The organism is Lentzea sokolovensis, assembly GCF_033949975.1.
GTDB lineage: Bacteria > Actinomycetota > Actinomycetes > Mycobacteriales > Pseudonocardiaceae > Lentzea > Lentzea sokolovensis.
This window is the reverse complement of record NZ_JAXAVU010000001.1, coordinates 127,692-142,399: the sequence shown is the minus strand read 5'-3', so window position 1 is coordinate 142,399 and position 14,708 is coordinate 127,692. Positions and strand designations below refer to the sequence as shown.

The following is a 14,708-nucleotide window of genomic DNA, read 5'->3' as shown; positions in this document are numbered from 1 at the left end:
GACGGCGCGGGCGTGGCATGACATGATCGAACGATGCAGGTCGAGTTCTGGGCTGACGTCATTTGTCCGTGGTGCTACATCGGCAAGGCGCGCTTCGAGAAGGCGCTGGCCGGTTTCGAGCACCGTGCGGAGATCACCGTGGTGCACCGCGCGTTCGAGCTGGATCCCACCAGGACCGGCGTCGAGTCCGTGCAGGACATGCTCGCCACCAAGTTCGGCCCGCGCGCCGCCGAGATGGAGGAGTCCGTCGCCCAGCTCGCGCGCGACGAGGGCCTCGAGTACCGGCTCGACCGCGAGGTCGGCAACACGTTCGACGTGCACCGGCTGCTGCACCTGGCGGGGAAGAAGGGCATCCAGCACGAGGTCCTCGACGCCGTGCTGCGCGCCAACTTCGCGCAGGCGCGTTCGCTGTTCACGCCGGAGTCGCTGACCGAGATCGCCACCGAGGCCGGCCTCGACGCCGCGGACGTCAAGACCGTCCTCGAAGACCCTGCCGCCTATGCCGACGAGGTGCGCGCCGACGAGCAGCGCGCTCGCGACATCGGCGTCTCGGGCGTGCCGTTCGTGGTCGTCGGCGAACGCGTGGCCGTGTCCGGCGCCCAGCCCGTCGAGCTGTTCGGGCGCGCACTGGCGCAGGCTTGGGAGGCGTGAGATGGACGAGGCACTGTTGAAGGTCGAGTCGGAGCGGCTCCCGAACGCCGTCGTGCTGCGCGCCGAGGGCGAGGTCGACTCGTACACCGCGGATCTGTTGCGCGCCAAGCTGTCCGAGGCGTTCGGCGTGGGTCTCCCCGTCGTGCTGGACCTCAGCCACGTGGAGTTCTTCGCGTCCATCGGACTCTCCGCGCTCGTGGAGTTCCATCAGCGCGGTGAGGACAGCGGCATCCCGTTGCGCCTGGTCTCGCCGCGAGGAAGCGTGCTGCGCGCGCTCAAGGCCACCACCCTGAACGAGACGCTGGACCTCTACCTGGATCTGGACGCGGCCTTGCATGGCTGACCTGCCGTCCCGCCCGATACCGGACGGTTTCGTGCTGGACCGCACCAAGGTCGTGGTCGCGGTGGCGGCAGGCCTCGTCAGCGGCCTCGCCGTCACGGCCACCGGCCACGGCGAGTTCGGCCTGCTGGTCGGCTGGGACGTCGCGACCCTCGTGTACCTCGTGCGGGCGTGGATGGTCATCTGGCCGATGGACGCCGAGAAGACCGCCCAGCACGCCGTCCGCAACGACCCGACCCGCCGCGTCGCCGAGGTGCTGCTGCTCGTAGCGGCGCTGGCGAGCCTCGTGTCCGTGGGCTTCGTACTGGCCCGTGCGGCACATACGACCGGCGCGTCCGAACTGCTGCGCGTCGGCCTCGGCGTGCTGTCCGTGGTGCTGTCATGGGCGGTCGTGCACACGATCTTCACGCTGCGCTACGCCCGGCTCTACTACTACGGCGCGGACGGCGGCATCGACTTCAACCAGTCCGAACCGCCGGACTACGGCGACTTCGCGTACGTCGCGTTCAGCATCGGTATGACGTTCCAGGTGTCCGACACGAGTCTGTCCGGTCGCGAGATGCGCCGCACGGCCCTGAAGCACGCCTTGCTGTCGTACCTGTTCGGCACCGGTGTGCTGGCCACGACGATCAACCTGGTGGCGAGCATCAGCAGCCAGTGATCCGGGGGTAGCGGTGCTCGAAGCACTCAAGATCAGGGACTTCCGGTTGCTGTGGACCGGGCGAGCGGTGAGCCTGCTGGGCTCGTGGCTGCTGGTGATCGCCATCCCGGCGCACGTCTACGCGCTCACCGGCTCGCTGCTCGCGACCGGCCTCACCCTCGTCGCCGAGTACCTGCCGCCGTTGCTGCTCGGCCCGATCGTGGGCGTGCTGACCGACCGCTGGGACCGCAGGCGGGTGATGATCGCCGCGGACCTGTTCCGCGCGCTGGCGGTCACGCTGATGTTGTTCGCCACGGCCGGGCACTCGCTCTGGCTCGTCTACGCCGCGCTGATCGCCGAGAGCACGGGCGCCGTGCTGTTCCGTCCGGCCGCGCAGGCCCACATCCCGGTCGTCGTCGGCACGGGCAGTGGGCTGAGCAGCGCGAACTCGCTCAACGCCTTCACCGACGGCACGGTCCGCCTCGTCGCGCCACCGCTCGGCGCCGCGATCATGACGCTCACGAGCTTCCAGACGCTCATCTGGATCGACATCGCGAGCTACCTCGTCTCGGCGGCCGCGATCGCGCTGACGACCCGCCGCCAGGGTTCGGTGGGGAAGCGGGCTCCGGTCGATCTCGCCGGCGGGTGGAGGGTGTTGCGGGGCCTGCCGATCGCGGTGGTGCTGCTGCCGTTGACCGCGATCTTCCTGGCGGCCAACGCCTCGCTGAGCGCGCTGCTCGTGCCGTTCGGGATCCAGCGACTCGGTGGCACCGAACAGATCGGGCTCGTCGTGTCCGCGCTCGGCGTCGGGTTTCTCCTCGGCGCCGTGGCGATCCGCAGGCTCGTCGACCGGGTTCAGCCCCGGTACCTGCTCGCGGCGACCCAGCTGGCGACCGCCGTGGCGTTCTTCGTGCTCTTCAGCTCGACCTCGTTGGTCGTCGCCCTGCCCGCCGCCGTCGCGATCGGCGTGTTCGGGTCGATGACCCTGGTGACCCCGCAGACGGTGTTGCAGCGGGTGGTGCCGAACGAGGCGCTCGGCCGGATCAGCGCGGTCTTCCTGTCAGCGGAGGCGTTGGCGACGTTGATCGGCGCGCTGGCCGGACCTCTGCTCGCGCAAACGTTGTCGCTGCACACCGCCGTGGTGGTCGCCTGTGTCGTCACGGCGGGCGGGGCGCTGGCGGGACTGGTGTTGTGGGACCGGTCCCACAACACCGTGTCTAGTGTCCCGTCTCGTGACGGATCTGGTTGCCGTGCTTGAGCGGCGCGAGCAACCGCCGTCGCCCGGTGACGGGAGCGCTGGCGGTGACGGCCGGCACTCCCGTCCTCGTGCTCGGGCAGAATGAACGGCGTGCCGGACAAGCTGACCGTCGACCTGCACCCGATCTTCCGCAGCGACCAGGACATCGCCCAGACCGTCCGCGCCGCGCTGTTCCGGGCGGCCGGGCAGAAGGTGCCGCTGGTCGAGATCATCACGGGCAAGGGGTCGGGCAAGCTCAAGGCCCGCGTGCTCGCCATGCTGAAGCAACCGCACGTCAAGAAGCTCTACCGGCGGGTCGAGGTCGCTCCCGGCAACGACGGAATGGTGCTCGTGCACCTCAGGTAGCTCAGCGTTCGCTGGTCCGGCGCATGACGCGGGCGAGCAGCTCGGCCTCCTCGCTGCCTTCTTCGTCGTTGGACGTGAGGGCGAGCAGGAAGATGATGATCACGCTGACGCCGGCGCCGCCGATGATCAGCGACGTGATCAGCTCCTGCGAGTTGCCGACGACGATCGACGCGCTGTGGTCGTGCGCCATGCTCATCGCGTACATGCCGGTGTAGTGCATGCCCGTGACGGCCACGCCCATGACCAGGGCGGCGCCGATGACGGCGGCGAAGCCACTGACCTTCCGCGTGAACCACAGCGCGACGGTCGAGGCGACCACGGCGATCACGATGGAGACCGCCACGAGACCGATGTTGTAGGAGACGTCGGCGTTGATCACGATCGCGGCCATGCCGGTGTAGTGCATCGCGGCGACGCCGAGGCCGGTGACGAGTCCGCCGGCGGCGAGCGGCCAGAAGCGCGTGTCGCCGTTCACGCCGTAGCGCCGCACCAGGAACAGGCCGGCGGCCACCACCACGATGGCGACGACCATGCTCAGCAACGTGATCGGGATGTCGTAGGAGACGTTCGCGCCCATCCACGTGCCGAGCATCGCGGTGAAGTGCATGCCCCAGATGCCGAGCCCGCCGATCGACACCGCGGCCACAGCGATCCACCAGTTCCGTGTCGTCCTGTTCGCGTTTCGCGCGCGTTCAGCGGACAGGAGACCGAGCACCGAGCCGAGGACCGCGACGACGTAGGCAGCGATCGGTGTGAGCGTCCCCATGTCCATGGCGGAGATGAAAACATTTCGAATCTATGTGACACAAGACCACTGGGAACACTGGTACCAGGGAAAACGTTGTGCGATCAGGCGAACACGCCGAGTGTGCGCTGTCCGTCCACAAAGGAATCACACGGGCAGTGACCGATCGGGTGCGGCGAGCATTCGCTGGGCGCGCGGAAAGTCCCGAAGTTGTACTGAGAGTAGGTCCAGGGCGGGTTCCAGCACCTGCGCCGGCACCCCACGCGCGTTGAGGACCTCGCCGGTCCAGGAGAGGAAGTCGCGGAACAACGAGTCGTCGTCCACGTACAGCGCGGTTGCCAGATGCTCCACGATGTGCGCGAGATCCTCGGCCGTGTGCTGCCGCTGTTCGTCGGTGTAGGACCCCATGGCGGGCACGCGTTCCTCAAGGCCGCGGTATACCGACCGCACGAGGTCGCGGGCGCTGCGGGTCACCAGCGTGTACTCCTGGTCCGCGAGATGCGGCAGGTCGTCGACGGGCTGGTGCGGTGCGCTCGGCGGCCGAATCGTCTGGGACAGCAGCATGTCCGCGGCGGACCGGGCGTCGGCGGCCCACGCGTTCGCGCCGAACCGCCGCGCGTACACGCCGTCCACGCCGAACGCGGCGCCGCCCACCATCACCGGCACGCCCGTCGCCTGGCACGCCGTCATCGTCGCGTGCGCCACCGGCAGCCGGGTCGCGATCGAACTGGACAGCGCCACCACGTCCGGACTGGTGCGGTGCAGGTACGTGATGAGGTGCGGGGCCGGCACCTGCGCGCCCAGGTAGTCGACGGCGAAACCGCGCAACGACAACACTTCCGCCAGCAACCGCGCGGGCAACGCGTGCCACTCGCCGTCCACGCACGCCACCGTCACGCGCCCGTGGATCGCTTCCCGCCGGGGCTTGGTGATCGACAACGCGGAGACCGCGCGGTCGTTGATCGCGGTGATCGCGTGCTCCTGCGCCACGCTGATCCGATTCGCGGCCCACTCCCGGCCGACCCGGTGCTGCACCGCGCCGACCACGTCGAGCAGCACGACCTCGTGGCCGAGCTCGGCGGCCGCTTCGAGCACCACGTCGGTCGCGCGGTGCTCGTCGCCGTCGAGCGCGGCCTCCCACAGGGCGTCGACCGCCTTCACGAGGACCTCCTGCGGGGCGCGGTGATCGCGAGAACCGCCATGTCGTCGTGCGTGCCGACGCCGACCCATTGCGCGGCGAGCATGTGCACGTGTTCGACCAGGGCCTCGGCCGGCATGCCGCCGCAGGCCGTGAGAGCGCGGCGCAGGCGGTCCTCGCCGAACTCCTCGTCGCCCAGCGGGCCGCCGTTGGCCTCGGTGATGCCGTCGGTGTAGAGCAGGCACGAGTCGCCGGGCGCCAGCAGCACCTCGTCGGTCGCCGTCACGATCCGCGGCAGGATGCCGACGAGCGTGCCCTTGGTCCGCGCCGCCTCGACCGTGCCGTTCGCGCGCACGATCAACGGCGGCAGGTGCCCGCCCGAGGTCAGCGTCACGCGCAGACCTTCGTCCACGGGCCGCACGGTGCCCACGACCGTCGTGATGAAGCGGGACTGGTCCGTCGTGAGCAGCGCCTGGTTGAGGGCCTGCAGCACCTGGTCGTGATCGGTCACCACCTGCAGAAGCGCGTGCACGGCCGTGCGGACCTTGCCGGTCTGCGCCGCTGCGTCGAGTCCCTTGCCGCACACGTCGCCGAGTACGACGAACAGCTCGTCGTCCGGCAGTTCGTGCACGTCGTAGAAGTCGCCACCGACGCGTTCGGTGTCGCCGGCCGCACGGTAGCGCCCGGCCAGTTCGACCTTCTCGTAGCGGCGCAGCACGGGTGGCAGCAGGTCACGCGTGAGCCGATCGGTGATCACGGCCTGCTGGGTGAACAGGCTCGCCGCCGAGATGGCCACACCCGCCCGCGAGGCGAACAGCCGCGCGAACGCCTCTTCGTCCTCGGTGAAGTGCTTGTCCCGCCGGATGAGGATCAACGCGCCGGCCGGCACGCCGTGACCCGGCAGGGGAGTGACGACGATCGAGACCACGTCCTGCGCCAGCCAGCCGGGCGCCGCGGCCGGGTCGATCCAGCGCGACGGCACCGGCGGGAAGCCGCGCAGCGCCTCGCTGAGCCCGACGACCTCCTCGACGTCGACGTGCTGCAGCTCGTACGTCGGCGACTCGCCGCGCAGGCACCGCGTGACGGGGTGACCGTGGTCGGACTGGGGAGCGATCACCAGCGCCTCGTCCGCGAGGTGCGCGGCGGCGAGTTCGGCGACGACGGTCATGCACCGCTCGGGGTTGAGCGACGTCATCAGGGCGCTGGACATCCGCGCCAGCAGCGCGGCCCGCTCCCGTTCCAGCAGCAGGTCGGTCTCGTCGAGCAACCACCAGGTGACCGAGCCGTCCTCGTTGTCGACCCGGTGCGCGGCATAGCTGCGTTCTGCGACGTGCACAGACTCGCCGTGCCGCCACTGAGGCGGTACGACCTGTTCCGGAAAGAGCGACTTGGCTGCGTCGTTCATGCCGTGCACCGCACCGACGGCGTCAACGACCAGCGCGGGACACGGCGAACGCAACCAGCTGGAAACCGTGGCCACGTCCCGAGTGTCTCACCAGAAGCCGATCAAGAACAACGTTTGACACGCCCGCGGAGTGGGTAAGGCGTCCTCAAAGGACGATCACAGCGCCACCTCTCCCGTGACGCCGACCACGGTGTTCCCACCAACCCAGATCTCGCCGCCTGCCTGCGAGAGGTGGACTCGCCCGCGCCGGCCGAGCGCGGTGCCCTGGGCCGCGACATAAGTCTGCGGTGCGATCCCCGCGGGAATCAACCACTGGGCGATCGAGGCGTTGAGGCTGCCCGTCACCGGATCCTCCTCGAACCGGCCACCCTCGTTGATGAACGCCCGCACCTCGAACGCCGCGTCGGCACCATCGGGGTGCGGCCCGACCACCCCGATGCCCCTGAACGCACCGAACCGCTGGTAGTCGGGCCGCACCGCCAGCACGGCGTCAGCGGAACGCAGCAGCACCGCGACCCAGCCCGGCCCGTTGTCGGCCCACTGCGCGTCAGCGATCTCCTCCGGCTCGATCGCCAGCGCCGCCGCCAGATCGCCCACGTTCTCCACCGGACCGCCGCGCAGGAGCGGGGGAGCGGCGAACGCCAGCCGGGCACCGTCGCGGCGCACCTCGACCAGTCCGGCGCCGCACTCCTGCACCAGCCGATCCGGGTCGCGCGGGGTGTTCCCGGCGGTCAGCCACGCGTGGGCGGATCCGAGCGTCGGATGGCCGGCGAACGGCAGCTCGCGGCTCACCGTGAAGATCCGCACCCGGTAGTCGGCGGCGGGGTCCGTCGCAGGCAGCAGGAACGTGGTCTCGGCGAGGTTCGTCCAGTTCGCGAACGCCGCCATCTCCTCCGTGGACAGGCCCTTCGCGTCGTGCACGACCGCGAGTGCGTTGCCCTTCATGAACTCGTCGGTGAACACGTCGACCTGACTGAACGTCCGCATGAGGCCAACCTACTGTCAATGGTGCGGTTCGACGTCTGGCCGCTCCGCGAGGTGGCGACCTCACACGTGGTGCGGTCCAGTTATCGGCTCTTAACCTCAAACCCATGTCCTGCCTGCAATGACGGAGGCGAACACATGCGATTGAGGAACGCTCTCGTGGCACTCGCGGCGGCCACCGGCCTGGCCGCGGCTTCCCTGTCGATCTCGCTCGCGGCGGTCCCGCCACCGCAGCCCGGCACGCTCACCAAGTACGACATCACCGGCACCTACGTCAGCGGTGTGTCCTCCGGCGGTTACCTGGCCAACCAGCTGCACGTCGCGTACTCCAGCGTGTTCCACGGCGCGGGCATCTTCTCCGCCGGCGCCTACGACTGCGCGCAGAACAACGTGAACACCGCGCTTCTCGCGTGCATGGACACCTTCCAGCCGCGCAAAACGCCCGCCGAGCTGGAACAGCTGACCCGCACCCGTGCGGCGGCGGGCACGGTCGACCCTCCGGGGAATCTTTCCGGCGACCCGGTGTGGCTGTTCCACGGCAGCGCCGACGACACGGTCGACCGAGTGGTGAACGACGATCTCGCCACCTACTACCGCGACTTCGGCGCGCGGGTCGCCTACAACAACACCAGCGCGGCCGGGCACGCGTGGGTCAGCCCGATCGGCCCGAACGCCTGCGGTGTCACGACTTCGCCGTACGTCAACAAGTGCGGGACGACCGACCCGGTCAAGGAGATGCTGGGACACCTGTTCGGCCCGGTGAACGCGGCCGCCTCGACGTTGTCCGGCAAGCTCGTCCAGTTCGACCAGAACGCCTACGCGCCCGGCGGCAATGCGGCGTCGATCAGCATGGGACGCGAGGGTTTCGCTTACGTGCCAAGGGCGTGCGACACCGGCCCGTGCAAGCTGATGGTGACGCTGCACGGCTGCTACCAGTACTACGGTCTGGTCGGCAACGCGTTGATGGACAAGGCTTATCTCAACGAGTACGCCGACACCAACAACATGATCGTGCTCTACCCGCAGGCCACCACGATGACCGGGAACCCGCGCGGCTGCTGGGACTGGTGGGGCTACCAGTCGGCGCAGTACGCGCTCAAGACCGGCCCCCAGATGACCGCCGTGGTGAACATGGTCAAGGCGCTGAGCACCAGCGGACCACCGCCCACGACGACCACGACCACCACGCCGCCGACCTCGCAGTGCGTCACCGCGAGCAACTACGCCCACACCGTCGCCGGCCGCGCCTACGTCAACCTGGGCCAGACCTACGCGCTGGGCTCCAACCAGCCTCTCGGGCTGTGGAACACCTTCACCACCAGCACGATCCGGCAGTCCGCGCCGGCTTACTGGGTGAAGTGCTGACCGGATGAACTCCGGGGTGGCGGCGCGCACCGCCACCCCGGTCCCGTCAGCAGTGGTCGAACGCGTACCCGGACTGGCCGGGCCCGACGAGGTAGCGGTCGCGCAACGTCGTGGTGGCAGGGGTGTCCGGGTCGTTGCACACGTCCTCGAACGTGCCGCGCAGGTCATCGGTGTACTCGATGTCCATCACGTGCTCGTTGTACACGTCGGAGTAGGACGAGCACTCTTCCCAGCGGTGGCATTCCTCGGAGACCGCGAAGTCGAAACCGACCTCGGAGCGTCCGCGCGCGGCCTGTTCCGCCGAGTTCTTCTGACCGATGGCGAGGCCGCGGTTGTGCGAGCGGTCGGCGAGCAGCTTCGCGTAGGCGAGGTTGTTGTTCACGCTCAGCTTGCCCTTGGACCGCAGGTAGGAGTCGAGGTTGTCCACCTCGACGGCCTTGAAGCCCTTGGTCGCGCACTGGTCGATGGTGCCGCCGATGATGCCGGCGAGCTCGGTGCGCTTGGCCGACGTCGACGTGTCGAGCAGGAACTCGTCCGGCCAGTTCGGGTCGATGATCGGCTTGCCCGACGAGTCCTTGAGGATCAGGTGACCGCGCTGGTTCAGCCAGACGTTGCGGTCCCCGGGTTGTGTCTGGAAACCGTTGACGTAACAGATGTTGTAGATGCCGGGCGCGGTCGTGGCCGTGCTGTCGCGGGTCACGAGGTTCACACCACGGGGTGGCGTGTACGCGGCACCGAGCTGGTAGTCGAGCACCGCGTTGACAGGGGGTAGCTCGACCGCGGCGGCCGCCTGGCTGGACGAGGTCAGAGGTCCGGCCACGCAGGCCGCCAGTGCGACTGCTGCTAACGCGGAACCGGCGAGGGCGCGGGCAGGGGAGGTCATAGGCGCCAAACTCCTTCATCGCTCACAAGTGGTGATTGAGTGTGAGCGACTCTAGCGAGATCAGTCGTGACAGGCCAGTAACCAATCTCAATCGGTCACAACTCTTGCTTGTTTGAGCGATTCGCGCTTAGTGTTCGCGACCACACAGCCGCATCCACGAAGCGAGGGAGTCGACATGGCGGACGGCAGAGGGCTCAGTCGCCGCGCGGTGCTCACGATGGGTGCCGCGCTCGTCATGACGGCCGCGTGCGGAACGGGCTCCGGCGGGAACGGCAAGGTGAAGGTGTGGCACGGCTACACCGACAAGGAGGCCGCCGCGTTCGACAAGCTCGCGGCGCGCTGGAACACCACGCACCCCGACCGGCAGGTCGAGCTGGTGTTCAACGGCGGCAACGACAACGCGCTGCAGAAGACGCTGGCGTCGTTCGCCTCGGGCAACCCGCCGGAGGTCGCCTACCAGTACGGCTCCTCGATCACCGGGCTCACCGGCCGTCCGCAGACCCAGGACCTGACCGAGGACCTGCGGCGCGACGCCGGGTTCGGCTGGGACGACCTGTTCCCGGCCGGGCGGGAGGCCGCGACGGTGGACGGGAAGATCTACGGCGTCCCCGCGCTCGTCGACAACCTCTCGCTCGTCTACAACAAGAAGCTGTTCGACGAAGCAAAGATCGAGCACCCGACCGAGTCCTGGACGTGGGACGACTTCCGGTCCGCCGCGCAGAAGCTCACCTCCGACGGCAAGTTCGGCTGGGCGTACGTCAACGACGGCACCGAGGACACCGTCTGGCGGTTCCTCGCCCTGCTCTGGCAGGCGGGCGGCGACCTGCTCTCCCCGGACGGCAAGAAGGCCGCGTTCGCCTCCGACGCCGGCAAGCAGGCCATGCAGTTGTTGCGGGACATGGCCGTCACGGACAAGTCGGTGTACCTGGACGCGGGCGACCAGCAGTACCTCAACCTCTTCAACTCCGGCCGCATCGGCATGCTGTGGACGGGCCCGTGGGACCTCGGCTCCATCAACGAGGACGTCTCCTACGGCGTGCAGATCCTGCCCGGCAAGGTCACCCACGCGACGATCGCGGGACCGGACACGTTCGTCGTGTTCGGTGAGAACGGCCGCACCAACGCGTTGCCGTTCCTGAAGTGGCTGCTCTCGGCGGAGGTCCACCTGGAGTTCGCCCTGGAGACCGGTCACCTGCCGATCCGGCAGTCCGAAGTGGACCTCGCGGGCTACGCCGAGTTCGAGGCCAAGTACCCCGGCACCAAGGTCTTCGTCGACAACCTCGCGAAGAACGTGACGAAGTCGCGGCCGAACATCCCGCAGTACCCGAAGATCTCGCAGGTCCTCGGCACCGCCGTGCAGTCGGTCCTGCTCGGCCAGGCCGAACCCCAGGCCGCGCTCGACCAGGCGCGGACCGAGGTCGACCAGGTGCTGGCGGGCTCATGACGCTCGACCGACGCCGGCTGGCGGACCACACCGCCGGGTGGGGGTTCGCCGCGCCCGCGGTGATCCTGATCGGCGTGTTCGGCCTCGTCCCGGTGGTGTGGTCGATCGTGCTGTCCTTCCAGCACACCGACCTCACCTCGCCGGGAACGTTCGCGGGCGGCGACAACTACGCCAAGCTCGTCGCCGACCCGCTGTTCTGGGACGCGGCCCGCCGCACGCTCGTCTACGTCGTGCTGTTCGTGCCGATCACGCTCGCGCTCGCGTTGCCGATCGCGGTGATGCTCAACCAGAAGATCCGCGGCGTCGTGTTCTACCGGCTCGCGGTGTCCGTGCCGCTGGTGACCTCGACGGTCGCGACCGGCATCATGTTCAGCTGGCTGGCGAACCCGCAGTTCGGCCTGGTCAACGCCGCGCTGGACGCGGTAGGACTGCCGAAGCAGGGGTTCTTCTCCGATCCCGGCCAGGCGCTGTTCGCCGTCGTGGCGATGACGGTGTGGGGCTGGCTCGGGTTCGCGGTCATCATCTACCTGGCGGCACTGCAGAACGTGCCGAAGGATCTCCTCGAAGCGTCCTCCTTGGACGGCTGCGGCCGGGCCCGGTCGTTCTGGCACGTCGAACTGCCGCTGGTGGCGCCCGCCACGGGTTTCCTCCTGGTGTGGCTCACGATCAACGGTCTGCAGCTCTTCGACGCGGTGTACGTGACGACCAAGGGCGGGCCGCTGCGCGCGACCACCGTGCTCGTCTACCACCTCTACAACGAGGCGTTCGTCAGCTTCGACGGCGGGTACGCGGCGGCGATCGGCTGCGCGGTGTTCCTGATCATCGGCGTGTTCACCCTGGCCCAGCTGCGGTTCAACCGCCGCACGTCGCACTACGAGGTTCGATGAGAAGGCCCAGCGCACTGCACCTGATCCTGTTCCCGCTCTCCGTCGTCATGGTGACGCCGCTGGTGTGGATGCTGCTGGTGTCGGTGTCCACCCAGGCGGAGGCGCGGCGCTTCCCGCCCGGCCTGCCGAGCGGGATCGAGTGGGAGAACTACCTCGCGGCGATGCGGGACGCGCCGCTGGGATCGTGGCTGGTCAACAGCTTCGTCGTGTCCGTCGTCTGCGTGGCCGGCAACCTGCTGCTCTGCTCGCTGGCGGGCTACGCGTTCGCACGCATCCCGTTCTTCGGCAACAAGGTCGCCTTCGTCCTCATGCTCGCGACGCTGATGGTGCCGTTCCAGATCGTCATGCTGCCGCTGCTGATCATGATGCGGTCACTCGGGCTGATCGACACCCTCGGCGCGCTGATCGCGCCGAACCTGGCCACCGCGTTCGGGGTGTTCCTGATGCGGCAGTTCTTCACGACCCTGCCCAGGGAACTGGAGGAGGCCGCGCGGATCGACGGCGCGAGCAGGCTGCGGACGTTGCTGCAGGTGCTGCTCCCGCTGATGCGACCCACCCTCGCGACCCTCGCCGTGCTCACGTTCCTGCAGACCTGGAACGACTTCCTGTGGCCGCTCATCGCGGTGCAGAGCCCGGAGGTCATGACCGTCCAACTGGGACTGCAGAGCTTCCAGGGCGCGCACACCACCAACTGGCCGAAGCTCATGGCCGGCACGGTGCTGAGCCAGCTGCCCGTCCTGCTCGTCTTCTTCTTCGCCCAGCGGTTCTTCGTGCGGTCGGTGGCCGCAGCGGGCATCAAGTGACTGAACAACCAAAGGAATCCGCCATGCACACCAGTTCCGCCGCGCAGCTGCACACCACCGCCGAGATCGCCTCCCAACCCGCCTGCTGGCGCCGGGCCGTCGCGCTCGCCACCGACCCCGCCGTCGTCGCCGCGCTGCCCGCACCCGGTGAACGCGTCGCGGTGGTCGGCTGCGGCACGTCGTTCTTCATGGCCCAGGCCTACGCCCGGCTGCGGGAGGACGAGGGACTGGGCGAGACCGACGCGTTCGCCGCCTCGGAGTTCCCGTTCAGCCGCACCTACGACCGCGTCGTGGCGCTGTCCAGGTCCGGCACCACCACGGAGGTGATCGACGTGCTGCGGCGGCTGCGGGTGCCCACGACGGCCATCGTCGGCACCCCCGGCACACCCGTGACCGAACTGGCCGACCAGGTGGTCGCGCTGGAGTTCGCCGACGAACGCTCCGTCGTCCAGACGCGGTTCGCGACGACCGCGCTCGTGCTGCTGCGCGCCCACCTCGGCGAACACCTGGAGCGCGCGATCCTCGACGCGGAACAGGCCCTCGCCGACCCGCTGACCCCGGACCTGGTGGAACGCAACCAGTTCACCTTCCTCGGCGGCGCGCCCTGGACCACCGGCCTGGCCGCCGAGGCCGCGCTGAAGATGCGCGAGGCGTCGCTGAGCTGGGCCGAGTCCTACCCGGCCGCCGAGTACCGGCACGGGCCGATCGCGATCACCGACGAGAGCTCGCTGGTCTGGGTGTTCGGCACCGCGCCGGAAGGCCTCGAACTCGCCGTCGCCGGCGTCGGCGGCCGGTGGATCGCCCGCGACCGCGACCCGCTCGCCGAACTCGTCGCGGTGCACCGGCTCGCCGTGGAGGTGGCGCTGATGCGGGGACTGCACCCCGACACCCCGCGCAACCTGACCCGGTCGGTGATCCTCGACGGCACGCCATGAGGGCGTTGACCGTCACGCTCAACGCGGCACTCGACGTCACTTATCGGGTCGGCGCGCTGCGGCCGGGCGCGACTCATCGCGTCACCGACGTCGCCGTCCGGGCGGGTGGCAAGGGTGTCAACGTGGCACGAGTGCTGCACGCGCTCGGCGTGCCCGTGCTCGCCACGGGGCTGGCCGGTGGCGGCGCGGGTGCGGCACTGCGCGACGACCTCGTGCTTTCCGGGGTGCCGCAAGCCATGTTCCCGATCGCGGGGGAGACCCGGCGCACGGTCACCGTGGTCGCCGAGTCCGGGCAGGCGACGCTCTTCGCCGAACCTGGCCCATCGGTCACCTCCGGGGAGTGGTCGGATTTCCTCGGCCACTACCGGGAACTCGCCGCCGTCGCCGACGTCGTGGTGCTGTCCGGGTCACTGCCGAAAGGACTGCCGGTCGACGCCTACGCGACGCTCGTGCGCACGGCGTCCGTGCCGGTGGTGCTGGACGCGGACGGTTCCGCGCTGGCGGCGGGAGCCTCCGCCGGACCCGCCGTCATCACCCCGAACCGCGGTGAGCTCACGGCAGCGTCCGAAGTGGACGATCCGCTGGCTCTCGGTGCGGCCGCCGCACTCGTGTCCGACGGTGCACAAGGGATGACCGCGTACACCTGCGAGGGCGTGTGGACGGCGGCTCCGCCCGAGGTGATCACCGGCAACCCGACCGGCGCCGGTGACGCCGCCGTCGCCGCGCTGGTCGCCGCCTGGCACCTGCCGTGGCCGCGGCGCCTCGCCGAAGCGGTCGCGTTGTCCGCGGCGGCCGTGCGCGCCCCACTCGCCGGCGACTTCGACCGCGCCTTCTACGACCAGCACCGGGCGGACATCACGCCCAGAGAAGTTCACGAGGACTAGA

The 14,708-nt window shown here is 69.3% G+C and carries 16 protein-coding genes; 11 read left to right on the top strand and 5 right to left on the bottom strand.

All coding sequences use genetic code 11. From position 1 onward, the window contains the following. Nucleotides 1-33: 33 nt before the first annotated feature. From SK854_RS00745 to SK854_RS00725, 5 genes are all read left to right on the top strand, one after another. The gene (locus tag SK854_RS00745; protein ID WP_319972978.1) at nucleotides 34-651 is read left to right on the top strand and encodes a DsbA family oxidoreductase; all 618 of its coding nucleotides are present in this window, start codon (nucleotides 34-36) and stop codon (nucleotides 649-651) included. 1 nt (nucleotide 652) lies between these two features. Next, complete coding sequence (locus SK854_RS00740) at nucleotides 653-994, top strand: STAS domain-containing protein (RefSeq protein ID WP_319972977.1); 342 nt, start codon at nucleotides 653-655, stop codon at nucleotides 992-994. After that, complete coding sequence (locus SK854_RS00735) at nucleotides 987-1,652, top strand: DUF1345 domain-containing protein (RefSeq protein WP_319972976.1); 666 nt, start codon at nucleotides 987-989, stop codon at nucleotides 1,650-1,652. The genes SK854_RS00740 and SK854_RS00735 overlap by 8 nt, the downstream gene beginning before the upstream one ends. A 13-nt stretch (nucleotides 1,653-1,665) precedes the next feature. After that, a complete protein-coding gene (locus SK854_RS00730; protein WP_319972975.1) occupies nucleotides 1,666-2,889 on the top strand; it encodes an MFS transporter in 1,224 nt (407 codons plus the stop codon). A gap of 81 nt (nucleotides 2,890-2,970) precedes the next feature. Beyond that, nucleotides 2,971-3,234, top strand: coding sequence for a Smr/MutS family protein (locus tag SK854_RS00725; protein WP_319972974.1), 264 nt, complete (start codon nucleotides 2,971-2,973; stop codon nucleotides 3,232-3,234). Between the two features lies 1 nt (nucleotide 3,235). Here the strand turns inward: SK854_RS00725 and SK854_RS00720 are convergent, their stop codons facing one another. The 4 genes from SK854_RS00720 to SK854_RS00705 all read right to left on the bottom strand — a co-directional run bounded on the left by SK854_RS00720 (nucleotide 3,236) and on the right by SK854_RS00705 (nucleotide 7,509). Continuing rightward, on the bottom strand, nucleotides 3,236-4,006 hold the full coding sequence (locus SK854_RS00720; RefSeq protein ID WP_319972973.1) for an MHYT domain-containing protein: 771 nt from the start codon (nucleotides 4,004-4,006) through the stop codon (nucleotides 3,236-3,238). A gap of 120 nt (nucleotides 4,007-4,126) precedes the next feature. Continuing rightward, nucleotides 4,127-5,140, bottom strand: a complete 1,014-nt coding sequence (locus SK854_RS00715; protein WP_319972972.1) for a cobalamin B12-binding domain-containing protein — start codon at nucleotides 5,138-5,140, stop codon at nucleotides 4,127-4,129. Further along, a complete protein-coding gene (locus tag SK854_RS00710) occupies nucleotides 5,137-6,597 on the bottom strand; it encodes a PP2C family protein-serine/threonine phosphatase (RefSeq protein ID WP_319972971.1) in 1,461 nt (486 codons plus the stop codon). The genes SK854_RS00715 and SK854_RS00710 overlap by 4 nt, the downstream gene beginning before the upstream one ends. Nucleotides 6,598-6,678: 81 nt before the next feature. Next, nucleotides 6,679-7,509, bottom strand: a complete 831-nt coding sequence (locus tag SK854_RS00705) for a PhzF family phenazine biosynthesis protein (protein WP_319972970.1) — start codon at nucleotides 7,507-7,509, stop codon at nucleotides 6,679-6,681. A gap of 135 nt (nucleotides 7,510-7,644) precedes the next feature. Between SK854_RS00705 and SK854_RS00700 the strand changes: the two genes are divergently transcribed. Then, on the top strand, nucleotides 7,645-8,871 hold the full coding sequence (locus SK854_RS00700; protein WP_319972969.1) for an extracellular catalytic domain type 2 short-chain-length polyhydroxyalkanoate depolymerase: 1,227 nt from the start codon (nucleotides 7,645-7,647) through the stop codon (nucleotides 8,869-8,871). 46 nt (nucleotides 8,872-8,917) lie between these two features. Here the strand turns inward: SK854_RS00700 and SK854_RS00695 are convergent, their stop codons facing one another. Then, the gene (locus SK854_RS00695; RefSeq protein WP_319972968.1) at nucleotides 8,918-9,754 is read right to left on the bottom strand and encodes an endo alpha-1,4 polygalactosaminidase; all 837 of its coding nucleotides are present in this window, start codon (nucleotides 9,752-9,754) and stop codon (nucleotides 8,918-8,920) included. 175 nt (nucleotides 9,755-9,929) lie between these two features. On the opposite strand from SK854_RS00695, the gene SK854_RS00690 reads away from it, so the two are divergent. From SK854_RS00690 to SK854_RS00670, 5 genes are read left to right on the top strand one after another with little or no spacing between them, the layout of a single operon-like run. Next, nucleotides 9,930-11,198 carry an ABC transporter substrate-binding protein gene (locus SK854_RS00690; protein WP_319972967.1) on the top strand — a complete coding sequence of 423 codons (1,269 nt, stop codon included), beginning with the start codon at nucleotides 9,930-9,932 and terminating at the stop codon, nucleotides 11,196-11,198. Further along, a complete protein-coding gene (locus SK854_RS00685; protein WP_319972966.1) occupies nucleotides 11,195-12,085 on the top strand; it encodes a carbohydrate ABC transporter permease in 891 nt (296 codons plus the stop codon). The genes SK854_RS00690 and SK854_RS00685 overlap by 4 nt, the downstream gene beginning before the upstream one ends. Next, nucleotides 12,082-12,888, top strand: coding sequence for a carbohydrate ABC transporter permease (locus SK854_RS00680; protein ID WP_319972965.1), 807 nt, complete (start codon nucleotides 12,082-12,084; stop codon nucleotides 12,886-12,888). Before SK854_RS00685 ends, SK854_RS00680 begins: the two co-directional genes overlap by 4 nt. A 23-nt stretch (nucleotides 12,889-12,911) precedes the next feature. Then, a complete protein-coding gene (locus SK854_RS00675; RefSeq protein ID WP_319972964.1) occupies nucleotides 12,912-13,823 on the top strand; it encodes an SIS domain-containing protein in 912 nt (303 codons plus the stop codon). Further along, nucleotides 13,820-14,707 (top strand): 1-phosphofructokinase family hexose kinase, encoded by an 888-nt coding sequence (locus SK854_RS00670; RefSeq protein ID WP_319972963.1) that lies wholly within the window; start codon nucleotides 13,820-13,822, stop codon nucleotides 14,705-14,707. The genes SK854_RS00675 and SK854_RS00670 overlap by 4 nt, the downstream gene beginning before the upstream one ends. Nucleotide 14,708 lies beyond the last annotated feature (1 nt).